Source organism: Deltaproteobacteria bacterium (assembly GCA_016183175.1).
GTDB lineage: Bacteria > UBA10199 > UBA10199 > UBA10199 > SBBF01 > JACPFC01.
Map to the genome: position 1 here is coordinate 17505 of JACPFC010000007.1, position 23507 is coordinate 41011.

The following is a 23507-nucleotide window of genomic DNA, read 5'->3' on the forward strand; positions in this document are numbered from 1 at the left end:
CAGGTCACAAGTCATATGTCGGGACACTCGAAATGGGCGACGATTAAACGGAAAAAAGGGGCGGCGGATGCCAAGCGGGGTCAGCTTTTCACTAAGCTCATCAAGGAAATCACCGTGGCCGCCCGGGCGGGGGGCGGCGATCCATCCGGAAACCCGCGGCTTCGCACCGCCATCGCCATCGCCAAGGCGGGCAGTATGCCGGGCGACAACATCGAACGGGCGATAAAAAAAGGGACGGGAGAGCTCGAAGGGGTCAATTATGAAGAGGTGACCTATGAGGGCTATGGACCGGCAGGGGTCGCAATGCTGGTTACCTCACTCACCGACAACAAAAACCGGACCGTGGCCGAAATCCGGAACCTTTTTTCCAAAAACGGCGGCAACATGGGGGAGTCGGGCTCCGTCGGCTGGATGTTTGAAAAAAAGGGGGTTCTGAATTTCGACAAAAAAACGGTTATCGAAGATAAACTGATGGAGGCGGCCCTCGACGCCGGCGCCGAAGACATTCAAGATGCCGAGGATTCCTGGGACGTTGTGACATCGCCCGCCGACTTTGAAAAGGTGAAAGAGGCGCTCGAAAAAGCCGCCTTCAAGCCCCTCTCGGCCGAAATTTCCATGATTCCCAAAAACACAATCCGCATCGAGGCCGAAGATACCGCCGCCAAGATGCTACGGCTCATGGAGGCGCTCGAGGAACACGACGATGTGCAAAAGGTTTACGCCAATTTCGACATCCCCGCCCAAATCCTCGAAAAACTGTCGGTAGCTTGACTGTCTTTTAAGCGAACCATCGGGCTTTGCCCGTGGTGAGCGCGGGGTTTGGGGCCACCTGCCCGCCGGATTGGCAGGCGGGTTTGAGGCCCGAAATAGATAAACGCGAGTAGCATCAAACGGGCCGAAAGGGCCCCAAGTAAAATGATCATCCTGGGAATCGATCCTGGAAGCCGTATCACCGGATTTGGCCTGGTTGAAAAACAAAAAAACAACGAAGTCAGACACATCGAAAACGGCGCCATTTATTGCGCCGAGGCCCCCTCTTTTGAAGGGCGCCTGGTGCTCATCTTCGAAAAGATCCAGTCGCTCATCAAAGACTTCCGCCCCGCCGCCGTGGCGGTGGAAAATATTTTCTATTCCAAAAATGTCAAAAGCACTCTAAAATTGGGGCACGCCCGCGGGGTGGCGCTGGTCTCCGCCTCTCTTCTCCGGACTCCCGTTTTCGAATACACCCCGTTGCAGGTAAAACAGGCGATTGTCGGCTATGGCGGGGCCTCGAAAGAGCAGGTGCAAAAAATGATCAGGGTTCTGTTGAACCTTCCGCAGATGGCGGAAGAAAACGCCTCCGACGCCCTGGCGGTGGCGATTTGTCACGCGAATACGATGCAGATTAAAGGCTAAAAACGTGCTTACGTTTTGTACGTGCTTACGTTTTTAACGTATTAAACGTATGAACGTATGAACGTAAACACGAAAAAATGATCTCCCAGTTAAAAGGCATCCTTTCCCATAAATCCCCCGACGGGTTGACAATCGACATCAACGGCGTTGGCTACGACGTGACTGTCCCCCTGACCACGTTCTATCGTCTGCCGGAGACGGGGTCGCCGGTCATCCTCCAGATTTATACCCATGTCGCGGAAGGGGCTTTGGCCTTGTTCGGCTTCTCCGATCTTCATGAAAAAAATGTCTTCAAAAAACTGATCGGCGTTTCGGGCATCGGGCCAAAGCTGGCGCTCACGATCCTTTCCGGTCTTCCGGTGCATGAACTGATGGAGGCCATCGCCCGCGACAATCTCGTCAAATTGACCGCCATCAACGGCATCGGCAGAAAAACGGCGGAAAGGCTGATCATCGAGCTCCGCGACAAGCTGGGGCCGCTCTCTTCGACTTTTGCCGCTTCAAGCCCGGCTCCGACGGCAACGGGCAATGGAAAAACCTGGGAAGAGGCCCTTTCGGCGCTTGTCAATCTTGGTTATCATCGCGTCGTTGCCGAAAGGGCGTTGGGACAGATAAAAATCCGTCCCGATTCCAGTCTTGAAAACGTCCTGAAGGAATCGCTGGGGGTACTGGCAAGATAAAATGGCACAAAGAACCAATACAGATTTGCACCTCGAATCGACCGATGATGACCGGGCCTTCGACTTCTCCCTCCGCCCCCGGAATCTCTCGGAGTATATCGGCCAGGAAAAGGTCAAGGAAAAACTCGCCATTTTCATTTCCGCGGCGAAAAAACGGGGGGAGGTGCTTGACCACTGCCTCTTCTGCGGGCCTCCCGGTTTGGGAAAAACCTCTCTGGCCCATATTATCGCGAGGGAGATGGAGGCGCCGATCAAGGCCACCTCCGGACCGGTGCTGGAGCGGGCGGGAGACCTCGCGGCCATTCTCACCAACCTCGAACCCAATTCGGTTTTGTTCATCGACGAGATTCACCGCCTGAATCCGATTGTGGAGGAGATCCTCTATCCGGCAATGGAGGATTACCAGCTCGATATCCTGATCGGCCAGGGGCCGAGCGCAAAATCGATCAAACTCACTCTTCCCCGCTTCACCCTGGTGGGGGCCACGACACGGGCGGGGCTTCTCACCTCCCCTTTGCGCGACCGTTTCGGGATTGTGGAGCGCCTCAACTTCTACGAGCCGGATGAACTGAAAAAAATCCTCGCCCGTTCGGCCGGCATTCTCGGCATTCCCGTCGATGACGAGGGCGCCATGGAGATCGCCGCCCGTTCGCGCGGCACGCCACGGATTGTCAACCGCCTTTTGCGCCGCGTCCGCGATTATGCCCAAGTGAAGGGGAACGGGGCCATCGATCTTAACGAGGCTCAAAACGGGCTTAAACTTCTGGAGGTCGACGAAATGGGGTTTGACGCGATGGACCGGAAAATTATGCTGACCATCATTGAAAAATTCAAGGGGGGCCCCGTGGGCATCGAGGCGCTGGCCAGTTCGATTCACGAGCAAAAGGATACGCTCGAGGATGTCTACGAACCGTATCTTTTAAGCCAGGGTTTCATCGACAGGACCCCGCGGGGGCGGGTTGCAACCCGCAGTGCGTTTACGCACTTCAACAAACAGCCCCCCGCAGAGGATGGAACGAGAAATTTGTTCGCTTAATTGTCATTCCCGCGCAGGCGGGAATCCAGTTTTTTCAATCACTTCTGGATCCCCGCTTTCGCGGGGATGACATAAAAGACAAGTTTGTCAACCCGCTAAAATGAAGTTAATCGAAAAACGCGACACCAATTTCTTTTTTTACGGACTGGCTGTCGCTATTTTTTTCATTTTTCTGGTCTTCACCGTCACCGGTCAGGACGGCCTCGTCCGATTGATCCAGCTCAAACGGATCAAGCAGGAACTGGCGTCCGAATTGCACTGCGTCAGGAGCAGAAAAGCCTCAAGGACCTGAAAGTCATCGAACATCTGGCCCGTAAATCACTGGGGTTGGTTTATCCCGAGGAGACGGTTTTCGTGTTTGACAAAGGGGCCGGCCCATAATACTACTCCGCCATCCGGCAGTTGTTTGCCGGTTTTAAAGCAACAATCATCAAAGAAGGAGAATTGGAAATATGGCTCGCACGAAAGGACGCGTTAAGTGGTTTAACGATGCCAAGGGTTTTGGCTTCATTGAGCAGGATGGGGGCAAGGATGTTTTTGTCCACTATTCCGCCATCGCCGGGGAAGGCTACAAGTCTCTCGCCGAAGGGCAAGAAGTTGAATTCGACCTCACCGAAGGGCCCAAAGGGCCGCAGGCGCAAAATGTCACAAAGGTCGGGGCGTAAGGCGGCAGGGCCCCTCCAATAATGCGTGGCGGGCACAGCGCCAACCAAATGGTCTGAACGGACCTTCAAATGGTTCGCAAACTTCTTCGCAAAATGCGCAACTCATGAGAGTTGGGGTAGCTATTCCCCAATCCCGTAATCTTTCAATTTCTTGAAGAGGGTCGATTTGGCAATTCCTAAAAGATCGGCCGTTTGCGCCTTGTTCCCGCCGGTCTTTTCCAGCGCCTCCAGAATTTTGTATTTTTCCACCCGATCGAGGCTCATCCGTTCCGCCTCCCTCCCCGGATCGCCGCCGATAAGCTCTATATGCTCCGGTCTGATGACCGGACCGTCGCAAAAAACGAGGCTCCGCAAGACCACATTTTTGAGTTCACGAACGTTTCCGGGCCACGAATAGGCGGCCAGCTTGCTTAAAACCTCGGGTGAAAGGGAAAGGGGCGATTGGGGAGATGCCTGACGGAGAAAATAATCGGCCAGAAGGGGAACATCGTCCTTGCGGTCCTTGAGAGGGGGAACCGACAGAGGGATGACAAAAAGGCGAAAAAACAAATCCTCCCGGAAGGTCCCCTTTTTTACCTGCTCGGAGAGGTTTTTGTGCGTGGCGGCGACAATCCGGACATCCACCGGAATTTCCTCATCCCCTCCCACCCGCCGGATGGCCCTGTTTTCCAAAACCCTTAAGAGTTTCGGCTGGAGTTCCAAGGGGAGTTCCCCAATTTCATCCAGAAAGAGCGTTCCGTTGTTGGCCTGCTCGAAGGCGCCGGCCCGCCGGGCGACAGCCCCCGTAAAGGCCCCTTTTTCATGCCCGAAAAGTTCACTTTCAATCAGATGGACCGAAATGGCCCCGCAGTTTAAAATCACATACGGCTTGTCCCGGCGGGGTGAAAGCTCATGGATGGCCCGCGCAACCAACTCCTTGCCGCTCCCCGTTTCGCCGTAAACGAGAACGGTCTGGTCGGTTGGCGCCACGCGGGCGATCCGGCTAAAAAGGAGGCGCATCGATTCGGTCTGCCCCACCAGGCCGCAGAAATGGTTTTGGTCCATCGGAAGCACCGCTTCATCCGCGCCGGCGTCGTCGAACCGGACGCGGGTTTTGCCGATGACAAACTCGATCGGGCGCTTCAAGGCGGCGCGGTTGATGCGCACCTCGCCGACCCAGGTGCCATTGGTGGAATTGAGATCCTCCAAAAAAAAGCCGCCGCCGTCGGGGACAATCCGGCAGTGACGGCCGGAGACGTATTCATCGTCGATGACGATGTCGCAGGAGGCGTTTGACCCGAGGACTACCTTCGATGACGGCAGATCGACCCGCCGGGCCTCCCCCCCCTTTTGGGTGATGACCAGACAGGGTTTGCTGACGATAAATTTGTCCTTTTTCGGATCGAATTTTAAAATCCGCGTGTCCGGTCGGTCCGAGATCCGGGTGATGCAGGTCTCCACCTCGCGGTCGAACTCCCGGTCCTGCCGCGACTTGAGGACAAACAAAAGCCCCCAGTCGCCGATCCGGATTTTCTGGCCGCTTGAGAGTTTTGCCTTCTGGACCGGTTTTTTGCCGAGAACAGTCCCCCCCTTGCCGCGGTTTTCGACAAACCAGGCCTTGTCCTCACAGGTAATGACCGCATGGTCGCGGGAGACACTCTCATCGGGGAGGACCAGATCGTTCTGCGGCGACCGGCCGATGGCAAACCGCGCCCCCGTAAACGGGACGCGGAAGACCGTTCTTCCCTGTTTGGAGACAACGAGTTCCGGCATATTATATATTCAAACTTACTCGATCGCCCGTCTCTACCCCGCTTTCATCGGCAAAACCGGCCTTCACTTCGAGCACGTAGCGAAACACCGAAGTCGGCGTGATCAGCTCTTCGGAAAAAGGTTCGGTGTTTTCCGCCACATAAATGATTCGGTGGTTTTCGTCGATGAAAATAATGTCGAGCGAGAGCGGCGTGTCCTTCATCCAAAACGAGGTCAGCGTGTTTTCGTCGAAAATAAAAAGCATCCCGTCCCGGTCGCTCAAGTCGGTGCGGTTCATGAGGCCGGTCGCCCTTTCGGCGGCCGTGTCGGCGATTTCAACGGCAAATTCGGTGGAACCGGAGCGGGTAATCACGGTTACGGTATCCGGGGTTGTGCCGTTGTCGCCGCAACCGGATTGACATGACCCAAAAATAAAAAGAACAAGAAAAATTCCGAGTATTTTGCTCATGGTGAGCTTTTCGAACCATTTGGAATTTGGCCTTTGGAATTTGGAATTTCCTCGCCCCCTTCCCCATTCTCCTCCTCCTTCTCCACAAGGGTGGCCGCAGAGACCACCTTCTCGCCCGGTTCGCACTGGATGAGGCGCACCCCCTGGGTGTTTCGCCCCATGGTGGAAATCTGCCGGACATGGATGCGGATGATCTTTCCCAGATCGGTGATGAGCATTGCATCGTCCGATTCAAGCACCTGCAGGGTGGCGATGACGAGGCCGGTCTTTTCGGAGGTCTTCATGGTGATGATGCCGCTTCCGCCGCGCCCCTGAATGCGGTATTCGCCGGTGTCGGTCCGCTTCCCGTACCCTTTTTCGGAGACGGTGAGAATGGTCGCCCCCACATTCACCAGACTCATCCCCACGACCCGATCCTTTTCAGACAAAGAAATGCCGCGCACCCCTCCCGCCGCCCGCCCCATCGGCCGCACCTCTTCCTCCTTAAACCGGATGGTCTGCCCCTCGGAGGTGCTCAAAAGAATGTCGCGCGTGCCGTCGGAGAGGGTCACGCCGACCAGTTCGTCGCCCGGTTCGATGGTGATGGCGATGATCCCGCCGGCCCGCGGATTGGCATAGGCCGGCAGGGCGGTTTTTTTGACCGTCCCGTTGCGGGTGACAAAAAAGACATATTTACCTTCATCGAAGTCCTTTACCGGGAGAATTGTGGCCGGCTTTTCATCCGGCTCGAGAGCGATAAGATTGGAAATGGCCTTCCCCCGCGTGGCGCGCCCCGCCTGCGGAATCTCATGGACTTTGAGCCAGTGAACCCTTCCCCGGCTGGTGAAGATCAAAATATAACTGTGCGTGGAGGCGACAAAAAGTTGCTCGACAAAATCCTCCTCGCGCGTCGTCATGCCTGTTTTTCCGCGTCCGCCGCGCCTTTGCGCCCGGTAGAGGCTGATGGGATTCCGCTTGATGTAGCCAAGATGCGACACGGTGACCACCATGTCCTCCTCCTGGATCAAGTCCTCCACCGCGAACTCCCCCACCGCCCCCGCCACGATTTCGGTCCGGCGTTTGTCGCCGTATTTCTGCCTGATCTCGTTCAACTCGGCGACAATCAGGTCGGCGATCAGCTTGTCGCTCGCCAGAATTTCGCCAAGCTGTTTGATGAGCGCCAAAACTTCTTCGTATTCCTGGACAATCTTGTCGCGTTCGAGGCCGGTCAGCCTCTGCAGACGCAGATCGAGGATCGCCTGCGCCTGGATGTCGGTCAGCTCGAAATTTTCCATCAGCCCCCTTTTGGCATCGGGGGGATTGGGGGATTTCTTGATCAGCTCGATGACCCGGTCGATGTTTTCGACGGCGATTTTCAGGCCCTGAAGAATGTGCGCCCGCCTTGAAGCCTCGGAAAGTTCAAAGGCGGTCCGGCGGGTGATGACCTCCCTGCGGTGCTCGATGAAGATTTTTAAAAACTCGCGGAGGCCAAAAATTCGAGGCTGGCCCGAGACGATGGCCAGCATGATGATGCCGAAAGAGGATTGCATGGCGGTGTGCTTGTAGAGCTGGTTCAGGACAACCGCCGCTACCGTCCCCTTTTTTAACTCGATGACGACCCTCAAGCCCTCGCGGTCCGACTCGTCGCGCAGATCGCCGATCCCCTCGATTTTTTCCTCGTTGACCAGTTCCGCGATCGATTCGATCAACCGCGCCTTGTTCACCTGATACGGCAGTTCGGTGACGACAATCGCCTCGCGCTCCCCCTTGGCGATTTTTTCGATGATCGTCCGGGCCCGCATCTGGATGACCCCCCGGCCGGTCCGGTAGGCTTGGCGGATCCCCTCCCTGCCGTAGATAAAACCGGCGGTGGGAAAATCGGGGCCAGGAACGATTTTCAACAATTCGTCTTCGGGGAGATTCGGGTTTTCCACCAGTTTCACCAGCGCCTCGACAATTTCGCTCAAATTGTGCGGTGGAATCCGCGTGGCCATGCCGACGGCAATGCCGTCGGAGCCGTTGATCAACAGATTGGGGACGCGCGTGGGGAGGACAACCGGTTCGGTCGTGGAGTCGTCAAAATTGGGGACAAAATCAACGGTGTTTTTATCAATGTCGGCCATCGTCTCTTCGGCCAAGGGGGTCAAGCGACATTCGGTGTAGCGATAGGCGGCCGGCGAGTCGCCGTCGATGGAGCCGAAATTCCCCTGCCCGTCGATGAGCGGGTAGCGCATGTTCCATTCCTGCGCCATCCGGACCAGCGTGTCGTAGACCGCCGTGTCGCCGTGGGGATGATATTTCTTGAGGACCTCGCCGACGACGCCGGCGCACTTGGTATAGCGTTTGGAGGAGAGAATCCCCTCGCGGAACATCGCATAGAGGATTCTGCGGTGAACCGGCTTCAGCCCGTCGCGCGCGTCGGGAAGGGCCCGCCCCACGATCACGCTCATGGCGTAATCGAGGTAGGAACTTTTCATCTCCTCCTCGATGTTGACGGGGACAACTTCTTTGGAGACAACCATGGATGGAACCTACTCTGCAAATACCGATAAATCAAGTCTCGGCGGACACAAAAAATTTCATCGCCCGCTCTTTTCGCCTTGACATTGTTTGGCGGCGAGCTATCATGCCTTCGCGTAAAAAATCAGCCACTCCCCGATGATGCCCAATTTTTCAGCATTTCCCGTCATCCAATCGATAATTAATAACGATATAGACTGCAAAAGCTTGAAAAATGCACATCGGCGGGTTGTCTGTTTAGAAATATTTAAAACCATCGCACTCATTTCCGGAGCCGGCGTTCTTAAAGTCTTCTCCGGAGATGGGTGATCTTTAAAGTCACCTTAAGGAGGTAGACCATGACAAAATCAGAACTGATCAGCTCGATCGCCCGAGACAGCAAGAGCTCCAAGGCGCTTGCCGAAAAGGCGCTGAACGCGGTCACCGAAAACGTGGCCAAGTGCCTTAAAAGAGGGGACAAAATCACCCTGACCGGCTTTGGAACCTTCGCCACGGCAAGAAGAAAGGCCCGTGTCGGCAGAAACCCGCAAACCGGCGCCGAGATTAAAATCAAGGCGGCCCGTGTCCCCCGGTTTAAGGCGGGCAAGTGGCTCAAAGACCAGGTTGCTTAATAGAACCGATTCGCTTATAAAGAAGGCAGTCCGCCTCCGGTGGACTGCCTTTTTTTTTAAGCGAACCGTCGGGCTTGCCCCGCGGTGAGCGCGGGGTTTGGTCCGCCACAAAGTTTGGCGGACGAAATAGATCAACGCGAGTAGCAACAATCGGGCCGAACGGGCCCCAAATAAAATGATCCCAAGAAAGAAAGAATTTGAGTGGAAAGAGGGGAGCCATCTTGCCCCCGGCGACTACGATCCCCTCGGAAATGTCCGTGATTTGGGTTTTTCCAAGCTGGCCGACGGCATTTACGCCGATCCGGTCCGGCGCAAGGAACAGAGGAAAAAGAAATTGACCCGTCCTTTTGTCCCCAAGCCTGCGGGATTTTTCCTTGAGGAGTCGGAATCAGGCCTCCATCAGGAAATCACCCCCTCCGAGGCGGCAAGGTATATTCACAAGGAGGAAAAAGGGATCCGGGGAATTTTAAGATTCACCAAACCGGCAACGCCGAAGGGAAAAAAGAAATCCCCGACCGGCAAAAAATAGCATGTCCTTCGAATATTGCCTTAAAATCACCAAAAACCACTATGAAAATTTTCCGGTCGCCTCGCTCGCCATCCCCCGGAAATACCGGCCGTTTGTGGCCGCGGTGTACGCTTTTGCCCGCGCGGCGGACGATTTTGCCGATGAAAAGGAATTCGAGGGAACGCGCCTCGACCGGTTGAACGAGTGGGACGAAAAACTCAAAAATTGCGCCGGGGGCAAGGCCGATCACCCTGTCTTTGCGGCGCTGGGGGAGACGATCCGCAAATTCAACCTCCCGGTCTCCCTTTTTTCCGACCTGCTTGCCGCCTTTAAAATGGATACCGTCGTTTCGCGCTACGAAACATTCGATCAGGTGCTCAATTACTGCAGGCACTCGGCCAATCCGGTCGGCCGGATTATCCTCCATCTCTTCGGCTTTCCGGCCCCCCGCCTTTTGGAATATTCCGATTTCATCTGCACCGCCCTTCAGTTGGCCAATTTCTGGCAGGATGTCGCGGTCGATCTGGAAAAAGACCGCATCTACATCCCGCGCGAGGATTTTGTCCGCTTCCGTTACTCGGAGGAGGAGCTTAAAAAAAAGGTTGAAAACGACAATTTCCGCCGGTTGATTCTTTTCCAGGTGGAACGGACAGAGGATCTTTTCGACAGGGGCAAGTCCCTTTGCGGAAAAATTCCGGGGCGCCTCGGGTTTGAATTGCGCCTCACCTGGCTGGGGGGGGCAACCATCCTGAAAAAGATTCTGGCCTTAAACGGCAATATGCTGTCAAACCGGCCGAAGCTGACAAAGAGGGACCTCCCCTCCCTTCTCTTCGGCGCCCTGCAAAAAAGGACTTTTGGATAATCATTGCCATGATTCAGTCTTCCGCCACCAAACCCTTCGCGCTTAATTCCGAGGACGCCAAAACCATCACGGCGCGGAGCCGTTCCAACTTTTCCAGCTCCTTTTTCTTCCTGCCGCCCGAAAAGAGGCTGGCGATTCAACGGGTATACGCTTTTTTCCGCGTTGTGGATGATGTGGTGGATGAAGAGGCCGACCCTGGCCGCCAAAAGGAACTGCTCGATTCGTGGAAACGAGAACTGGTTAAAACCTATGAGGGGATAACGATTGTCCCCCTCCTCAAGGAACTAAAGGCCAGCATCGACCGTTTCCGGATTCCCCGCGACTATTTTCTCAAGCTCATCGAAGGGTGCGAGATGGATATCACCAAAAAGCGATACGAAACATTTCGGGAACTCCATGAATATTGCACTCTTGTCGCCTCGATGGTGGGGCTGGTCTGCATGAAAATATTCGAGTATCACGCCCCCGCCGGCGAAAAGGCGGCGGTGGATCTGGGGATCGCGCTCCAGTTGACCAATATCATCCGCGATGTGGGGGTCGATCTGGAATCCGGGCGGATCTATCTGCCGCAGGAGGAGTTGAATCAATTCCGGGTCGGAATCGGCGATCTCGCCGCCAAAAATCCCGGTCCCGGTTTTTTCCAGCTGATGGAATTTCAGTATCGCCGGGCCCTGTCCTATTACGAAAGCGGCATGGCGGAGTTTAAAAACGACACGGATAAAAAACTCCTCGCGGCGCGGATCATGGGACATGTCTATCGCCGCCTCCTCGAAAAAATCAGGCGGAAAAACTACCCCGTCCTTGACGCGCGGGTGCGCTTGAATTTTGCCGAAAAAATCGCCATTCTCATTCCCATCCTGTATCGGCATTACTTGAGCTTGAGATAGACGTAACAATTCGGTTTCGGGTGGATGTCTTGAGGTTCCGGCGGCTGTTTGAGCGCACCTTAAAAACATCGCCAACCGGAACAAACTAAGCCCTAATCAGCAACTCAAGTGGCGATTAGAAAGACCGCGAGTTCCGCCGGAACCGAAAGCAGACACCGAGACTGAATTGTTACGTAATAGATGTCGATGCCCAAAAATGGAAAATCAGTTGGAATCATCGGAGGCGGATTTGCCGGCTTGAGCGCCGCCGTCTTTCTGGACTCGGCGGGCTTTGACGTCACCTTGTTCGAAAAAAAACCGATTTTGGGCGGCCGGGCGTATGCCTTTCTCGACCGAAAGACCGATACCTGGGTGGACAACGGCCAGCACCTTCTGATCGGGGCCTACCACGAAACGCTCAAGCTCCTGGAAAATATCGGCGCCACGCGGCATCTTTTTTTTCAGAAGGCGGCAGACGTCCCCCTTTTTTCAACAGACAACCGGATGGTTCACTTCAAACCCTTAAACCTCCCCCCTCCCTTCAACATCCTTGCCGGCCTGATACGCATGCCGATTTTTTCGCTGGGGGAAAGAATTCATTTTTTAGGGCTCGGCCGGGAACTGCGGCGGCTTAAAAAGGGCAAACCGCGCGTTTCCCTCGACCAAACGGTTAACGACTGGCTTGGCGCCTTAAACCAGTCCGAGAACACCCGCATCAACTTCTGGGATCCGCTGACGCTGGCGGTATTGAACGATGATCCCGATGTGGCCGGCGCCCGGATGTTGGCGGCGGTCCTGGTAAAGGGTTTTTTGGGGGGCAAAAAGGATTCCCGCCTGATCCTGCCGAAGGAAAACTTGAATGAGTTGCTGGCCAAGCCGGCGCAGGCCTGTCTGGAACTGCGGGGGCAAAAAATCCGTCTGGGGGAGGGGATCGCCAAAATACACATCCTGAACGATCGGATTCAGGGGCTGGAAACCGACAAGGGCGAAATTTTCAGGGCTGATGATTACATGAGCGCCGTCCCTTTTTCGGTCCTTTTGCGCCTGATTCCTCCCGGATTTGTCGAAACGGAGCCCTATTTCGCCAATCTGAAACTCCTGAAATCATCGCCGATTGTGTCGATTAATCTCTGGTTCGACCGCGATATTCTTCCTCATGATTTCATCGGAGTTGCGGGGCGCCGGGTGCACTGGTATTTCAACAAGAACCGGATTTATGATGTAAGCCATCCGCCGTATCATTATATGGGGGTGGCGAGCGGCGCCTATTCGCTGGTCGACAAATCGAGGGAAGAAATCCTCGAAATGACGTTAAAGGAACTGAATGAGGCGGCTCCCGCCTCGGCCTCGGCCCATCTGATTCATTCGCTGGTCAACAAGGAACGAGAGGCCACCTTGTCCCCGCAAGCCGGCTCCGAAAAATTCCGCCCCAAACAGAAGAGCCCTTTTGCCAACCTTTATGTCATCGGCGACTGGACCGATACGGGCCTACCCGCCACCATCGAATCGGCTGTCTTGTCCGCAAGACTCGCGGTCAATGATTTGGAGCGTCTCCTTTAGAATACTGAAGCGGGTGCCACCTGCGGGACATGATAGGGACCGTAGCGTGATTGGCTATGATTTTCTGATTGGCAACAACCGTTTTCTGATTTGATGCCGGTCAATCACAACGACTGCCTTGCCGATCTCTGCCGGTTTAATACGATCCAAAACCCGCGCAAGGAGAATGCGTGTTTCTTCTTCACTGTAATTTCCCCCTCTGAAAAGAATCAAACCGGGTGTTTCCACTTCCAGTTGTGCAAACAGTCTTGGAAAGTCAAGATCGGCCGTAATGACAGTCCGATTTTCACGGCGAGCGCGATCCAGGATCTGATCATCGGGAGATGTCATCAAGCCAACTTCCACAGCGTGAACGGCATCGTGCTTCTGGTCTCGAAGCCATTTGGCCAGCTCAGGAGAGAGAGGCATGTCGATGAGAAATTTCATCGGTAATTTCGATTGTTTCGTCTTCAGCCAAAGAAGCGGCAAAGTTCAAGGCCTCGGCAATATCTCCGTCCTCGAGGTAGGGATAGGCTTTCATGATGGATTCTTTCGTTTCACCTGCCGCCAATAAACCGAGCAGACGCGAAACTGGAAATCGCAGATTCCGGATACAGGGCTTGCCCGTGCAAACTTTTGGATCGAATGTAATACGGGCAAATTTCACATGTTAATACTAACAGCACGGCGCTTATACCGTCAATGTCGATTTATGCCCGGTGGGTTTTCTATATTCTCGACGCAAGGGATAACATAGTATTCAAATCCACCATCTGTTGATGGCAAAGGAATTCCTGCCAGGATCCAAAAAAAACTTTTCGGATATTGTTTCTCTGCCTTTACGCCAACACTGCACGTCGAGTCACCTGGACGGAATGTTTTGACTTGTATGTGTGCAAACTTCGTCCCGGCTTTATCGCTACAGAGAATATCGGTGTTGGGGCAATTTCCTAAGGTAACTACGGCGCTCCAACCACGCCGACATAGCTCTCCAGCTACAAAAAATTGGGATGCATTGCCCCGATGGGACTTGTCCTCTTTTTTATTATTTTCCCCCATGACAAGAATCTCCCCCCTTTGGTTTAAAAGTGATTTAATTCTCTACTTTTTTCACCGATTCCCGATACCTGCAATACTCATACTCAGGATCTGCTTCCGGGAACGTATCATGCGCGAGACAGGCATGGGCCTTGAGAATCGCCGGCCCCACCCAATCATCATCCCCCTTGTAGTCAAGCAACTGGATGTCAAAGGTTAACCGCCCATCGAACCGCTCCGGTGTTTTGAGGACGTTGACGTAGACAAAATAGCCGGTCTCCTCCACGTCAAACCCCATTCCGCGCAAGAGCCACTGATAAATTTCCATCTGCCGCTTGTAGCCTTCCTTCCATTTGCGGATCGAACAGATTTCGTTTTCTGGCCTGTAGCGGCATACGCGCATCTTAGCACACCATCTTCGGCAACGTGAGAAAATTACCGCGCCTTTTTCCATTACCCTGTTGGCCATAAATAAAATCGGGCCAAGTCGTTATCTTATTCGGGGAACGGTTTATCTCTTTGAAACATGCGTGTTACCACGTCTATTTTGAGCTTGGGGCCGCCCGCCGGTCGAACTCGTCTTCGATATCGCCCACCAGTTCCTCAATCACATTTTCCAGCGTGACCATCCCGGTAACCTGCCCCGGCCTTTTTTCCACCATGGCGATATGGACCTTGCGGGTCTGAAATTCAATCAGTGCGGCCTCCAGCGTCTTGTCCTCGCCAAAAAACAAAAGCGGCCGGGCCAGATCGAACAGGTTGATAATCTCCCCATGCTCCAACTGCCAGATGACATCCTTCATGTGGACAAAGCCAAGGATCTTTCCTTTGTTGCTCTCCCGGAGTGGAAAACGGGTATGCCCGGATTCTTTGGCCCTTTTCAAGTTTTCTCCAATCGACTCATCCAGATAAAAACAGACGACCCGCTCGATCGGCACCATGATGCTTCGGACCGTCTTGTGGGAAAATTCCAGGGCGTTGTCCAGAAGGAGCCACTTGCGGACATTGATGGTCCCCTCCTCCAGCGAATCCTCGACAATCAACTTCAGTTCCTCCTCCGTATGGGCCCGGGCCGGGCCGCCAATCGGCTGGATCCGGATCATTCGAAGGATGCCGTTTGAAAGGGAATTCAGTATCCAAAGAAAGGGGAAAAACACGAGGTAGAAGACCCTCAAGGGAACAGCCACGAGCAGGCACACTTTTTCGGCGGTCCGAATGGCGATGGATTTGGGGACCAGTTCCCCCAACACAATGTGAAGCGCCGAGATGAAAAGAAAGGCAACCATGAGCGATGCCGAGCGGAGGGTCACCTCCGAGAGATGCGCACCGAAAAAATTCAGAAGCCCGCCGATAATGAGCGAAAACGCCGGCTCGCCGATCCAGCCAAGGCCGAGGCTCGCAAGAGTGATTCCCAGTTGCGTGGCCGAAAGATAGGCATCGAGGTCGTGGACGATTTTTTTTGAGAGGCGGGCCAGCGGATGCCCCTTTTGGGCAAGAATCTCCAGCCGGGTGGCCCGGATTTTCACAATCGCAAACTCGGCCGCCACAAAAAAAGCGTTCAGCGCAACAAAAACCAACGCCAGAGCGGCATACCAACCGGTTCCTTCGGAGACATTAAAATGGGGCATCGTGCGACTATATACGGAAATTCATTGTCTCGCAAACAAAGAGAGTCCCTTTGTCTTCACAATTTTCGTAAGCCGCTCTGGTTTAGATTGTCTCGCCGGCAGATGTCGCTGGCGGGAACGAAAATTGCTCCGTCAAAAGGACTCTCTTTGTTTGCTCGCGATATTTTGTTTTAGGAGGGGGGTAAAGCCGCTCGCGGCAATCCTTGAAACCGCGAGCGGCTCGGAGGGTAAAGGAGGTATGAAACGTGTGTTTCAACCTGCACCCCCTAATAGTGCAAAGCGCATGCCAAAAGGGACAAAATTGGGGAAATATTTAACTAGCTGAATTTATTTAACTAATCTTGAAATTACCTCAAGGGATTCGACCCTTAAATGGAGGTAAATGGGGGGTGGATTACCCCATGGGGGAATAAAAAACCCCTCCCGACTTCAAGCCGGAAGGGGTTTTCAAAATTCCTGCGCGAAACCTGCGGTATCAGCAATCGTAATAGAGATGGAACTCGTACGGCACCGGGCGGAGCCGGACCGGGTTGATTTCCGTATCGATCTTGTAGGCAATCCAGTTTTCGATGAGATCCTGCGAGAACACGTTCCCCTTGAGAAGGAATTCGTGGTCGCGCTGGAGGGCGTTAAGCGACTCCTCGAGACTGCCGGGGGCGGAAGGAACTTTTTTGAGTTCCTCGTGGGTAAGGCCGTAGATGTTTTTATCCAGCGGCTGACCCGGATCCATCTTCTTTTCGATGCCGTCAAGACCCGCAAGCAACATCGCTGCAAAGGCAATGTAGGGGTTGCACGACGGATCGGGCGTCCGGAACTCCAGCCGCTTTGCCTTGGGCGAAGCCGAATACATCGGGATGCGGACAGCAGCCGAACGGTTCCGGGAGGAATAGGCCAGGTTGATGGGGGCCTCAAATCCCGGGACGAGACGACGGTATGAGTTGGTCGTCGGACAGGCAAACGCACAAATGGCGGATGCGTGCTTTAAAATACCGCCGATATACCAGAGGCCCATCTGGGAAAATCCGGCATATTTGTCCCCCGCAAAAAGCGGCTTGCCGTCCTTCCAGATCGACTGGTGGGTGTGCATCCCCGAACCGTTGTCGCCGAAAATCGGCTTCGGCATAAAGGTGACCGTCTTGTTGTGCCGCTTGGCCACATTTTTGAGAATGTACTTGTACCACATCATCTTGTCGGCCATGTTGACCAGCGAATCGTAAACGAGATCGATTTCGCCCTGCCCCGCCGTGGCCACTTCATGATGATGTTTTTCAACGGCGATCCCCACCTTTTCCATTTCGAGGATCATTTCGGAGCGGATGTCCTGCAAGGTATCGGTGGGGGGAACCGGGAAATAGCCTTCTTTATGCCGCGGCTTGTAGCCCAGGTTCGGCTCCTCGCTCTTGCCGGTGTTCCAGACCCCTTCGCGGGAATCAATGTGATAGTAGCCTTCGCGGGCGTTCTGGTCGAAGCGGATGTCGTCGAAGATGAAGAATTCCGCCTCGGGGCCGAAGTAGGCCGTATCGCCGATGCCGGTGGACTTGAGATAGGCCTCGGCCTTTCCGGCGATGCCGCGCGGATCGCGGCCGTAGGGTTCGCGGGTGATCGGGTCGACGATGTTGCCCGCCAACGACATGGTTTTTTCGGCACAGAACGGGTCGATGCGGGCCGTTTGCGGGTCGGGCATAAGCAACATGTCCGATTCGTTAATGGCCTTCCATCCGCGGATGGAGGAACCGTCGAAACCGTTTCCTTCGGAGAACAAATCCTCGGTCAGCTCGGAGAGCGGCAGGGAATAGTGTTGCCAGGTTCCGATCAGATCGCAGAATTTCAGATCAACAACCTTGACTTTCAAATCTTTCGCGAGCGCGATGACTTCTTTGGCTGTTTTCATAAATACTCCTTGGATCGATTGTTGTTAATAATTAAGCCGGCGCGCCCTTTATGGACGCGCCGGCCGTCAATACCGTAAAAACAATTCACTTGTCCAGCGGTTAAATCGCCGCCTCACCCGCCTCGCCGGTGCGGATGCGGACGATCCCTTCAACCGACAGGACGAAAATCTTTCCGTCGCCGATGGAGCCGGTGTGGGCCGTCTTCTGGATTGTCTCGATGATTTTTTTCACCTCGTCATCCTTGACAATCACTTCGAGCTTGATTTTGGGGAGAAAATCAACCACATACTCCGCCCCCCGATACAGCTCCGTGTGCCCCTTCTGACGACCGAAACCCTTCACCTCGGTCACGGTCATCCCCTTGACCCCCAGGGAAGTCAGCGCCTCTTTGACCTCGTCCAGCTTGAACGGTTTGATAATGGCTTCAACTTTTTTCATAGGTTTCTCCTTTATTATACGTGTGACGCCGGCTGAAAATCGGGATAGGCCACATTGCCATGTTCCCCCCAGTCAAGGCCTTCTTCCTCCTCTTCGGCTTTGACCCGGATTTTCAGCACCAGCTTGATGATCCCCCAAGCAACGAGCGCTCCGGTAAAGGTAAAGGCCCCCACCGCCAGGACGCCGAGCAGTTGGGCGTTGAAAAGGGTCCAGCCGCCGCCGAAGAAGAGGCCGTTTCCGGTGGCCGTCGCGACAATTTTATCCTGGGCAAAAAGACCGAGCGCCAGCGTCCCCCAGATGCCGTTCACCAGATGAACCGAGAGGGCGCCGACCGGATCGTCGATTCTGATTTTATCGAAGAAAAGAACCGCCAGAACTACCAAGACGCCGGCAACCGCGCCGATCCAGAGCGAACTGGACACGCTGACAAAGGCGCAAGGGGCGGTGATTGCCACCAGCCCGGCCAGAGAGCCGTTTAAAATCATGGTGAGATCGGGCTTTTTGAGGACAACCCACGAGGTGACGCATGCCGTGAGAATCGCCATGGCGCAGGCCATGTTGGTGGTCAGGGCGATATGGGCGATATCGACCGGTGCGGCCCCCATGGTGCTCCCCGGGTTGAAACCAAACCAGCCAAGCCAGAGAATGAGAGCCCCAAGCGTGGCCATGCCGAGGTTGTGGCCCGGGATTGGATGCACCTTGCCGTCCTTGAATTTTCCAATGCGGGGTCCCAAAATAAGAATTCCCGCCAGTCCGGCCCAGCCCCCCACCGAATGGACGACCGACGAACCGGCAAAGTCCCACATCCCTTTCGCGGCAAGCCATCCCCCTCCCCAAATCCAGTGACCCGTTACCGGATACATGAAGGCGACCAAGATAAACGAGAAGACAATGAATGAAATGAACTTGATCCGCTCGGCAACACATCCCGACACGATCGTGGCCGCCGTTCCGGCAAAGACCAGCTGAAAGAAAAATTTCGCGTAGAGCGGTATGCCGGTCCAGGCAATGGAGGAATAGGCCCCCTGATAGGCATCCCCCGTCGCCGGCGAATTGTCGGCCCCACCGATAAACCACAACCCTTCACCTCCGGCAAAACCGGTTCCGTTGCCGAACATGATCCCCCAACCGACGACATAGAAGGCCACGCTGGAAATGGCAAAAACAATGAAATTTTTTGCCAGAATATTCGCGGCATTCTTGCTCCGGCAAAGCCCGGCTTCAACCATCGCAAAACCGGCGTTCATCCAGAACACCAGAAAAGCGGTGACCAACGTCCAGACCGTATCCAGCGCAATTTTCAAATCCCCCACCTCCTGCGACCAGCTGACCGCCGGCGACATGAGAATGAGAAAAGTCAAAAACAAAAATAGTTTCCGTCGCATAGGACTTTCTCCTTTTCTTCAATTTTTTGTGAAAGACAAATAAACACACCACCCCTTTAAGGGACTACCCTCCTCCAGATTGGGGAGAGGGGAGCAAGTTCTGTGCCAAATACAGAAAAGAGTCAACTCCATAATTTGGCTTCCGATTTAATTTTAGACAGATGGATTCAAGAGACCAAGATTTATGCACCTGCCGAATATTTGGGCATTCGCTCTTTCGATTTGATCGCGGCATATCGTCGTGTTATGCCAAAACTTAAAATGGCTCACATTATTATTGACGGTTACAACCTGATCCGCCGCTCACATTCGTTGAGCCGGGCGGAGGCGGTTGACTTGGAGCGCGGACGGCTGGAGCTTTTGAAAAAACTTGCCGCTTGGCGGCAGACAAAGCATCACGCCGTCACCGTGGTGTTTGACGCAGGGGAGACGTTAAACCTTTCGGTTGAAGAGGATCGCTTTGCCGGAATTCGCATCCTCTACAGCAAGGGAGGCCAGACCGCCGACAGCGTAATGATTGATCTCGCCCGGAAATTAAGGGAGCAGGCGATTGTCGTCAGTTCCGACAATGAAATTTTGCAGGCCGCCAAGAGGTCCGGATGTTCTTTCCTTTTGGCGGAGGAATTTGAACGGAAATTGAATGCCGTAGGGGCGTCCGCCAATAAGTCGTGGCGGACGCCCCTACCAGAAACGGATCGAGACAGACCGGACGAAAACCGCCCCCTCAACAAGCGATGGATGACGATGAAAAAAGGCCCCGCTAAAAGACTTCCAAAAGCAAAAAGAAGGGCAATGGCGCGGTTGCGGGATTTATAGGTGAATGGGTGACGCAACAATAATAATTAGCTGACCACGGTAATAACTCGCAACATTCCCACGCGTCTGCCGATAACTATATCAGCAGTAATCCTTGGGGGTTTGGGAAAGATAAAAGAGGTCAATCAGTGTTTCAGCTGAAATCATTAGCGATTTCATTATTAATCATTTTTTGTCTGTCATTTACTTACTGCGGTTCGGAGGGAACCGACGAAGGGGCCTCGGGCTCGTATTCAGCCGAGGATCCCTCCGCTTCGGATACGGCAGGCGATACCGGTAATCTGACTGGTTCCCCCTTTGAAGAGACCGAATCGGGTGAGCCCTTCGAATGGGGCAAATTCATCCGCGCCCCGTATCAATCAACCGAAATCACCGAACTCCCCCTTCCCGTTTTTCTCGCCTGGTTTTCCGACGGCGAAAAGGAAGAGGTGCTCGAAGGGATTGCCATCGCCAACGAGGCGGTGGGGTTTGAGGTCTTTGAGGTCGTGGATTCGTGGATTTCCACCGCCCGCGTCATTTACAAGGTTGACGATATTGATTTTAACGATGATGAGGTCTCCGGTGTTTCCGGCTTTGACAGCGTTGTCGGCTACACCTACAACCGCAACGTCTATATTAATGATAAGTATGACGCCGGCCGGGTGGTCACCGATTTTGCCACCGAAATCCGCGCCGATTACGTAAACCACTGGGTGGTGGCCCACGAGCTGGGACATGCGATGGGGATTCAGGCCCATTCCCTGATCGACTACGCAAACGACACCCTCCTTCCGCTGGAGGAAAATTCCCTCATGGGTTCCGCCATCACCTTCGACCCGGCGATGGACGACTACAATTACATGATGCGAATGCAGGGGGAGATTCTTCTGGAATACATGGAGGGGGATTAAAACTTGACTTCCCCGGAACAACCAGCCTAGTTAAAAAACCGATCAAAAAAGGGGTCAATAATGGATTTCTATGAGCGGCCCAACTGACCTTCTTAAAAAAATTTTTGACCCGTTCTACGACAAAGACAGTGACGGCGACTTTGACATTGACGATGCAAACCTTCTAACTGACAACGCGATCGCACTCCCCTTCATTTCAGAATCTTCAGCAGATATCTACGTCGTGGGCACTGATACAATTAAGGATTATCTGGATGATCACATACTCAACACGGTCACATCTCCCACGATTTATTCCCTGCCGAAAAACCTAACCTCGGCTTACTGGTCGCTTTATCAAAATAATTCGCAAGATGTCGATGCCCTTAAGACCGAGCTTTCACGGCTCATTGAAATAGACAGGGGAATAGCCACGGCAATAGCCACGATCAAGTCCGCCGTTGAGAGGCTGGAACAAAGGGAATCGGGAGAGAAAATCGCAGAAGCTCTCGAAATCATTACCAAGCAATGGCCTAACCTTGATCCGGTCGCAAAAGATGAAGGTTCGGCCTCGAAAGATGAATCAAAAGTCTATTCCGATTATATCAACATCCTTGCCCGGAAACGGATCCTCATCTATCTCGACCGCTTTGGTTTATTGGACCCGGACATGGCGCCTGTCAATCTGGTCCATCGGATCACTGTGGGCAACGGCTCTGTCCAGATCGATCAGACCAATTACCCCGGCACGGAAGGGGAGAAAATCCCTGACAAGATCATAAGAGAAATTGGAAAGATCACAACACAAACAGGCAATGAAACATACCCGCTTCAGGGCAAATGGGAGATATTTTTCGCCTTGCATGAAAAAACCCCGAATTACACAGAAGCCCTTACCGCAGTGGATAAGCTGTTTAAAACCGAATCCGAAACCAATCCATGGTCGGTGACTGACGGTGATTTTGATAAAAATCCGGCACGTTATTTAAGGTGGGCCACACTGAATCTTGTCATGGCCTATCTGGATCTGAAAGAAAACAAAAAACAAAAAGATCCCGATCTTGATAAAAAACGCCTTGAGTTCCTAAAACACCTTAACTTCCTGATAGAAAAGACAAAGACTCACCGCATCAGGGACAAGGACTCCGGATTATTCAAAAGCTACGAAGATTTTTGCCGCAAGCTGATCCTTTTGACCGGGCTTATCCAATTCGGCCAATCGACAAAAACCAACGATCAAATCGAGGCGATTCATCTCATATCCTCACGGCTGGAACAACTCTACGGAAAAGACAATCAACAATATAAAGAAGATGCCCACGAACTGACCTACTACAACCTGGCCCCTTTTCTTGAAGAATTCAACAATACAAGCCTCGATCAGAACTGGGCCGACAAACTGATTTCCCAGTCAAGCCGTTTAAGTCAGGTAAGCGGGTTTGACCGGATTGATCGGTCTCTGACCTCGTTACAAGATAAGCAGGACCTCCTGCGCAGTGAATATCAAAAGACAAATAGTCGGCTCGAACAGTTGGAGGAGCGCTCTGTCACAGAGTATAACGCCGCCCTGAGTGATGCCGGCCATTTTTCCGTCACCTCATTGGCGGCCAAGATCGCCTTTTCGCGCCTCATCAGTCAAAAGTTGTCGCTTGTTAGATTGCACAATGATTCCACAAATTCTTTGACACAAAACACCCCACAACATCGTGACGTTGTCATCGATGTCGCCGGGAAAGTTGTAAAACAAGCCGTTATCACTATTGAAAGCTCCAACAAGGAACACATCAACAGTGTGAGTAAGCTGAAAGAAGTGCTTAACGCCACCCTTGAGCTAAAAACGGTTTCAGAAGACGATATCGAAAAAATTTCAGGCGCGCTTAGGGCTGTTTTCGACGATTCGGGCGTCAAAAACGACCCGAATGCTCTGGCGGTGCTCGCCGATTTAAAAAAAGTTGAATTTGCCGTGGGTTGTTATGATTTTTACCTAAAATTCAACGAACTCATCAGAATTTTCGAAGATCTGCAAAGAGCCTATACAGATTATACCGAAAAGATATCGAGTACTTTTACAAAAAATGCCGGCACTCTTGATCCTCATACCCTTATTCAGACTTGGAATGAACATAAAAAAGACCTCACAAAATCGGAAACGCAAATCGTCACTCAGCTTGATGGCATAGAAAAAAAGTTGAATGAGATGGGCCAGGCCATCCCAAAACCGCCGGAAAACACCAGCGATGAGTCTTTATCCGGTTTTACAAGCGGCCTCGAAAAGACAGTGGATGATATTAAAACCTCGGTGAAATACGCGCGGAAGATCATCGACAACATTTCCATAAGCAAAATTGACGAACAAGTGGTGAACCCAATCGAAAGGAAACTAACAGAGCACGGCAATGTCTCATTGTTATTGGGCATCCCGAATTCGGGAACCCCTCGAAGCCTGGGCCGCCTGGGTTATGAGGTAACTTCTCCAAATTCAGGGCATGTCATGATCGATGGGGCGGTTTTGTTTTCATTCGACAAAGACTTTATCTCGGGCGCCGAAATCGGCGGGACGGTGCTGTTTGGTGATCCTGC

Annotated in this window: 24 protein-coding genes; 14 read left to right on the plus strand and 10 right to left on the minus strand. The window is 53.4% G+C overall.

Annotated features, from left to right (window positions below; all coding sequences use genetic code 11):
• Nucleotides 1-15 precede the first annotated feature (15 nt).
• From HYU99_00905 to HYU99_00930, 6 genes are all read left to right on the plus strand, one after another.
• The gene (locus HYU99_00905; GenBank protein ID MBI2338915.1) at nt 16-771 is read left to right on the plus strand and encodes a YebC/PmpR family DNA-binding transcriptional regulator; all 756 of its coding nucleotides are present in this window, start codon (nt 16-18) and stop codon (nt 769-771) included.
• A gap of 144 nt (nt 772-915) precedes the next feature.
• Entirely contained in the window at nt 916-1395 is a 480-nt protein-coding gene (ruvC, locus tag HYU99_00910; GenBank protein MBI2338916.1) for a crossover junction endodeoxyribonuclease RuvC, read from the plus strand.
• Nucleotides 1396-1472: 77 nt separating this feature from the next.
• Nucleotides 1473-2075 (plus strand): Holliday junction branch migration protein RuvA, encoded by a 603-nt coding sequence (gene ruvA / locus HYU99_00915; protein MBI2338917.1) that lies wholly within the window; start codon nt 1473-1475, stop codon nt 2073-2075.
• Between the two features lies 1 nt (nt 2076).
• Nucleotides 2077-3111 carry a Holliday junction branch migration DNA helicase RuvB gene (gene ruvB / locus HYU99_00920; GenBank protein MBI2338918.1) on the plus strand — a complete coding sequence of 345 codons (1035 nt, stop codon included), beginning with the start codon at nt 2077-2079 and terminating at the stop codon, nt 3109-3111.
• 100 nt (nt 3112-3211) lie between these two features.
• The gene (locus HYU99_00925; GenBank protein ID MBI2338919.1) at nt 3212-3403 is read left to right on the plus strand and encodes a hypothetical protein; all 192 of its coding nucleotides are present in this window, start codon (nt 3212-3214) and stop codon (nt 3401-3403) included.
• Between the two features lie 160 nt (nt 3404-3563).
• Nucleotides 3564-3776, plus strand: coding sequence for a cold shock domain-containing protein (locus HYU99_00930; protein MBI2338920.1), 213 nt, complete (start codon nt 3564-3566; stop codon nt 3774-3776).
• 120 nt (nt 3777-3896) lie between these two features.
• Here HYU99_00930 and HYU99_00935 read toward each other — a convergent pair whose 3' ends face one another.
• Genes HYU99_00935 through gyrA form a run of 3 tightly spaced genes read right to left on the minus strand, consistent with a single transcriptional unit; the run spans nt 3897 to nt 8477 of the window.
• Nucleotides 3897-5528, minus strand: coding sequence for a sigma 54-interacting transcriptional regulator (locus HYU99_00935; GenBank protein MBI2338921.1), 1632 nt, complete (start codon nt 5526-5528; stop codon nt 3897-3899).
• Between the two features lies 1 nt (nt 5529).
• A complete protein-coding gene (locus HYU99_00940; GenBank protein ID MBI2338922.1) occupies nt 5530-5976 on the minus strand; it encodes a DUF192 domain-containing protein in 447 nt (148 codons plus the stop codon).
• Entirely contained in the window at nt 5973-8477 is a 2505-nt protein-coding gene (gyrA, locus tag HYU99_00945) for a DNA gyrase subunit A (protein ID MBI2338923.1), read from the minus strand. The genes HYU99_00940 and gyrA overlap by 4 nt, the downstream gene beginning before the upstream one ends.
• Before the next feature lie 336 nt (nt 8478-8813).
• Here gyrA and HYU99_00950 point away from each other — a divergent pair, with 336 nt between their 5' ends.
• The 5 genes from HYU99_00950 (at nt 8814) to HYU99_00970 (ending at nt 12882) form a co-directional block, all read left to right on the plus strand.
• The gene (locus tag HYU99_00950) at nt 8814-9086 is read left to right on the plus strand and encodes an HU family DNA-binding protein (GenBank protein MBI2338924.1); all 273 of its coding nucleotides are present in this window, start codon (nt 8814-8816) and stop codon (nt 9084-9086) included.
• 175 nt (nt 9087-9261) lie between these two features.
• Nucleotides 9262-9615, plus strand: a complete 354-nt coding sequence (locus HYU99_00955) for a hypothetical protein (protein MBI2338925.1) — start codon at nt 9262-9264, stop codon at nt 9613-9615.
• Nucleotide 9616: 1 nt separating this feature from the next.
• Entirely contained in the window at nt 9617-10456 is an 840-nt protein-coding gene (hpnC, locus tag HYU99_00960) for a squalene synthase HpnC (GenBank protein ID MBI2338926.1), read from the plus strand.
• A gap of 8 nt (nt 10457-10464) precedes the next feature.
• The gene (locus HYU99_00965; protein ID MBI2338927.1) at nt 10465-11343 is read left to right on the plus strand and encodes a squalene/phytoene synthase family protein; all 879 of its coding nucleotides are present in this window, start codon (nt 10465-10467) and stop codon (nt 11341-11343) included.
• Nucleotides 11344-11523: 180 nt separating this feature from the next.
• Entirely contained in the window at nt 11524-12882 is a 1359-nt protein-coding gene (locus tag HYU99_00970) for an FAD-dependent oxidoreductase (protein ID MBI2338928.1), read from the plus strand.
• 54 nt (nt 12883-12936) lie between these two features.
• On the opposite strand, the gene HYU99_00975 is transcribed toward HYU99_00970, so the two are convergent.
• The 7 genes from HYU99_00975 to amt all read right to left on the minus strand — a co-directional run bounded on the left by HYU99_00975 (nt 12937) and on the right by amt (nt 19242).
• Nucleotides 12937-13308: a DUF5615 family PIN-like protein gene (locus HYU99_00975; protein ID MBI2338929.1), complete on the minus strand. Its 372-nt coding sequence runs from the start codon at nt 13306-13308 to the stop codon at nt 12937-12939.
• Complete coding sequence (locus HYU99_00980) at nt 13274-13528, minus strand: DUF433 domain-containing protein (GenBank protein MBI2338930.1); 255 nt, start codon at nt 13526-13528, stop codon at nt 13274-13276. The genes HYU99_00975 and HYU99_00980 overlap by 35 nt, the downstream gene beginning before the upstream one ends.
• Before the next feature lie 426 nt (nt 13529-13954).
• Complete coding sequence (locus HYU99_00985) at nt 13955-14302, minus strand: hypothetical protein (protein MBI2338931.1); 348 nt, start codon at nt 14300-14302, stop codon at nt 13955-13957.
• Between the two features lie 139 nt (nt 14303-14441).
• Nucleotides 14442-15527 (minus strand): HlyC/CorC family transporter, encoded by a 1086-nt coding sequence (locus HYU99_00990; protein ID MBI2338932.1) that lies wholly within the window; start codon nt 15525-15527, stop codon nt 14442-14444.
• Between the two features lie 475 nt (nt 15528-16002).
• On the minus strand, nt 16003-17418 hold the full coding sequence (gene glnA / locus HYU99_00995) for a type I glutamate--ammonia ligase (GenBank protein ID MBI2338933.1): 1416 nt from the start codon (nt 17416-17418) through the stop codon (nt 16003-16005).
• Nucleotides 17419-17518: 100 nt separating this feature from the next.
• Nucleotides 17519-17857 carry a P-II family nitrogen regulator gene (locus HYU99_01000; GenBank protein ID MBI2338934.1) on the minus strand — a complete coding sequence of 113 codons (339 nt, stop codon included), beginning with the start codon at nt 17855-17857 and terminating at the stop codon, nt 17519-17521.
• A gap of 14 nt (nt 17858-17871) precedes the next feature.
• Nucleotides 17872-19242, minus strand: coding sequence for an ammonium transporter (amt, locus tag HYU99_01005; GenBank protein MBI2338935.1), 1371 nt, complete (start codon nt 19240-19242; stop codon nt 17872-17874).
• A 261-nt stretch (nt 19243-19503) separates the two neighbouring features.
• On the opposite strand from amt, the gene HYU99_01010 reads away from it, so the two are divergent.
• From HYU99_01010 to HYU99_01020, 3 genes are all read left to right on the plus strand, one after another.
• Nucleotides 19504-20058, plus strand: a complete 555-nt coding sequence (locus tag HYU99_01010; GenBank protein MBI2338936.1) for an NYN domain-containing protein — start codon at nt 19504-19506, stop codon at nt 20056-20058.
• A 128-nt stretch (nt 20059-20186) separates the two neighbouring features.
• On the plus strand, nt 20187-20948 hold the full coding sequence (locus HYU99_01015) for a hypothetical protein (protein ID MBI2338937.1): 762 nt from the start codon (nt 20187-20189) through the stop codon (nt 20946-20948).
• A 70-nt stretch (nt 20949-21018) separates the two neighbouring features.
• Nucleotides 21019-23507, plus strand: a 2489-nt coding sequence (locus HYU99_01020) for a hypothetical protein (protein ID MBI2338938.1), incomplete at its 3' end; no start/stop codon positions are given.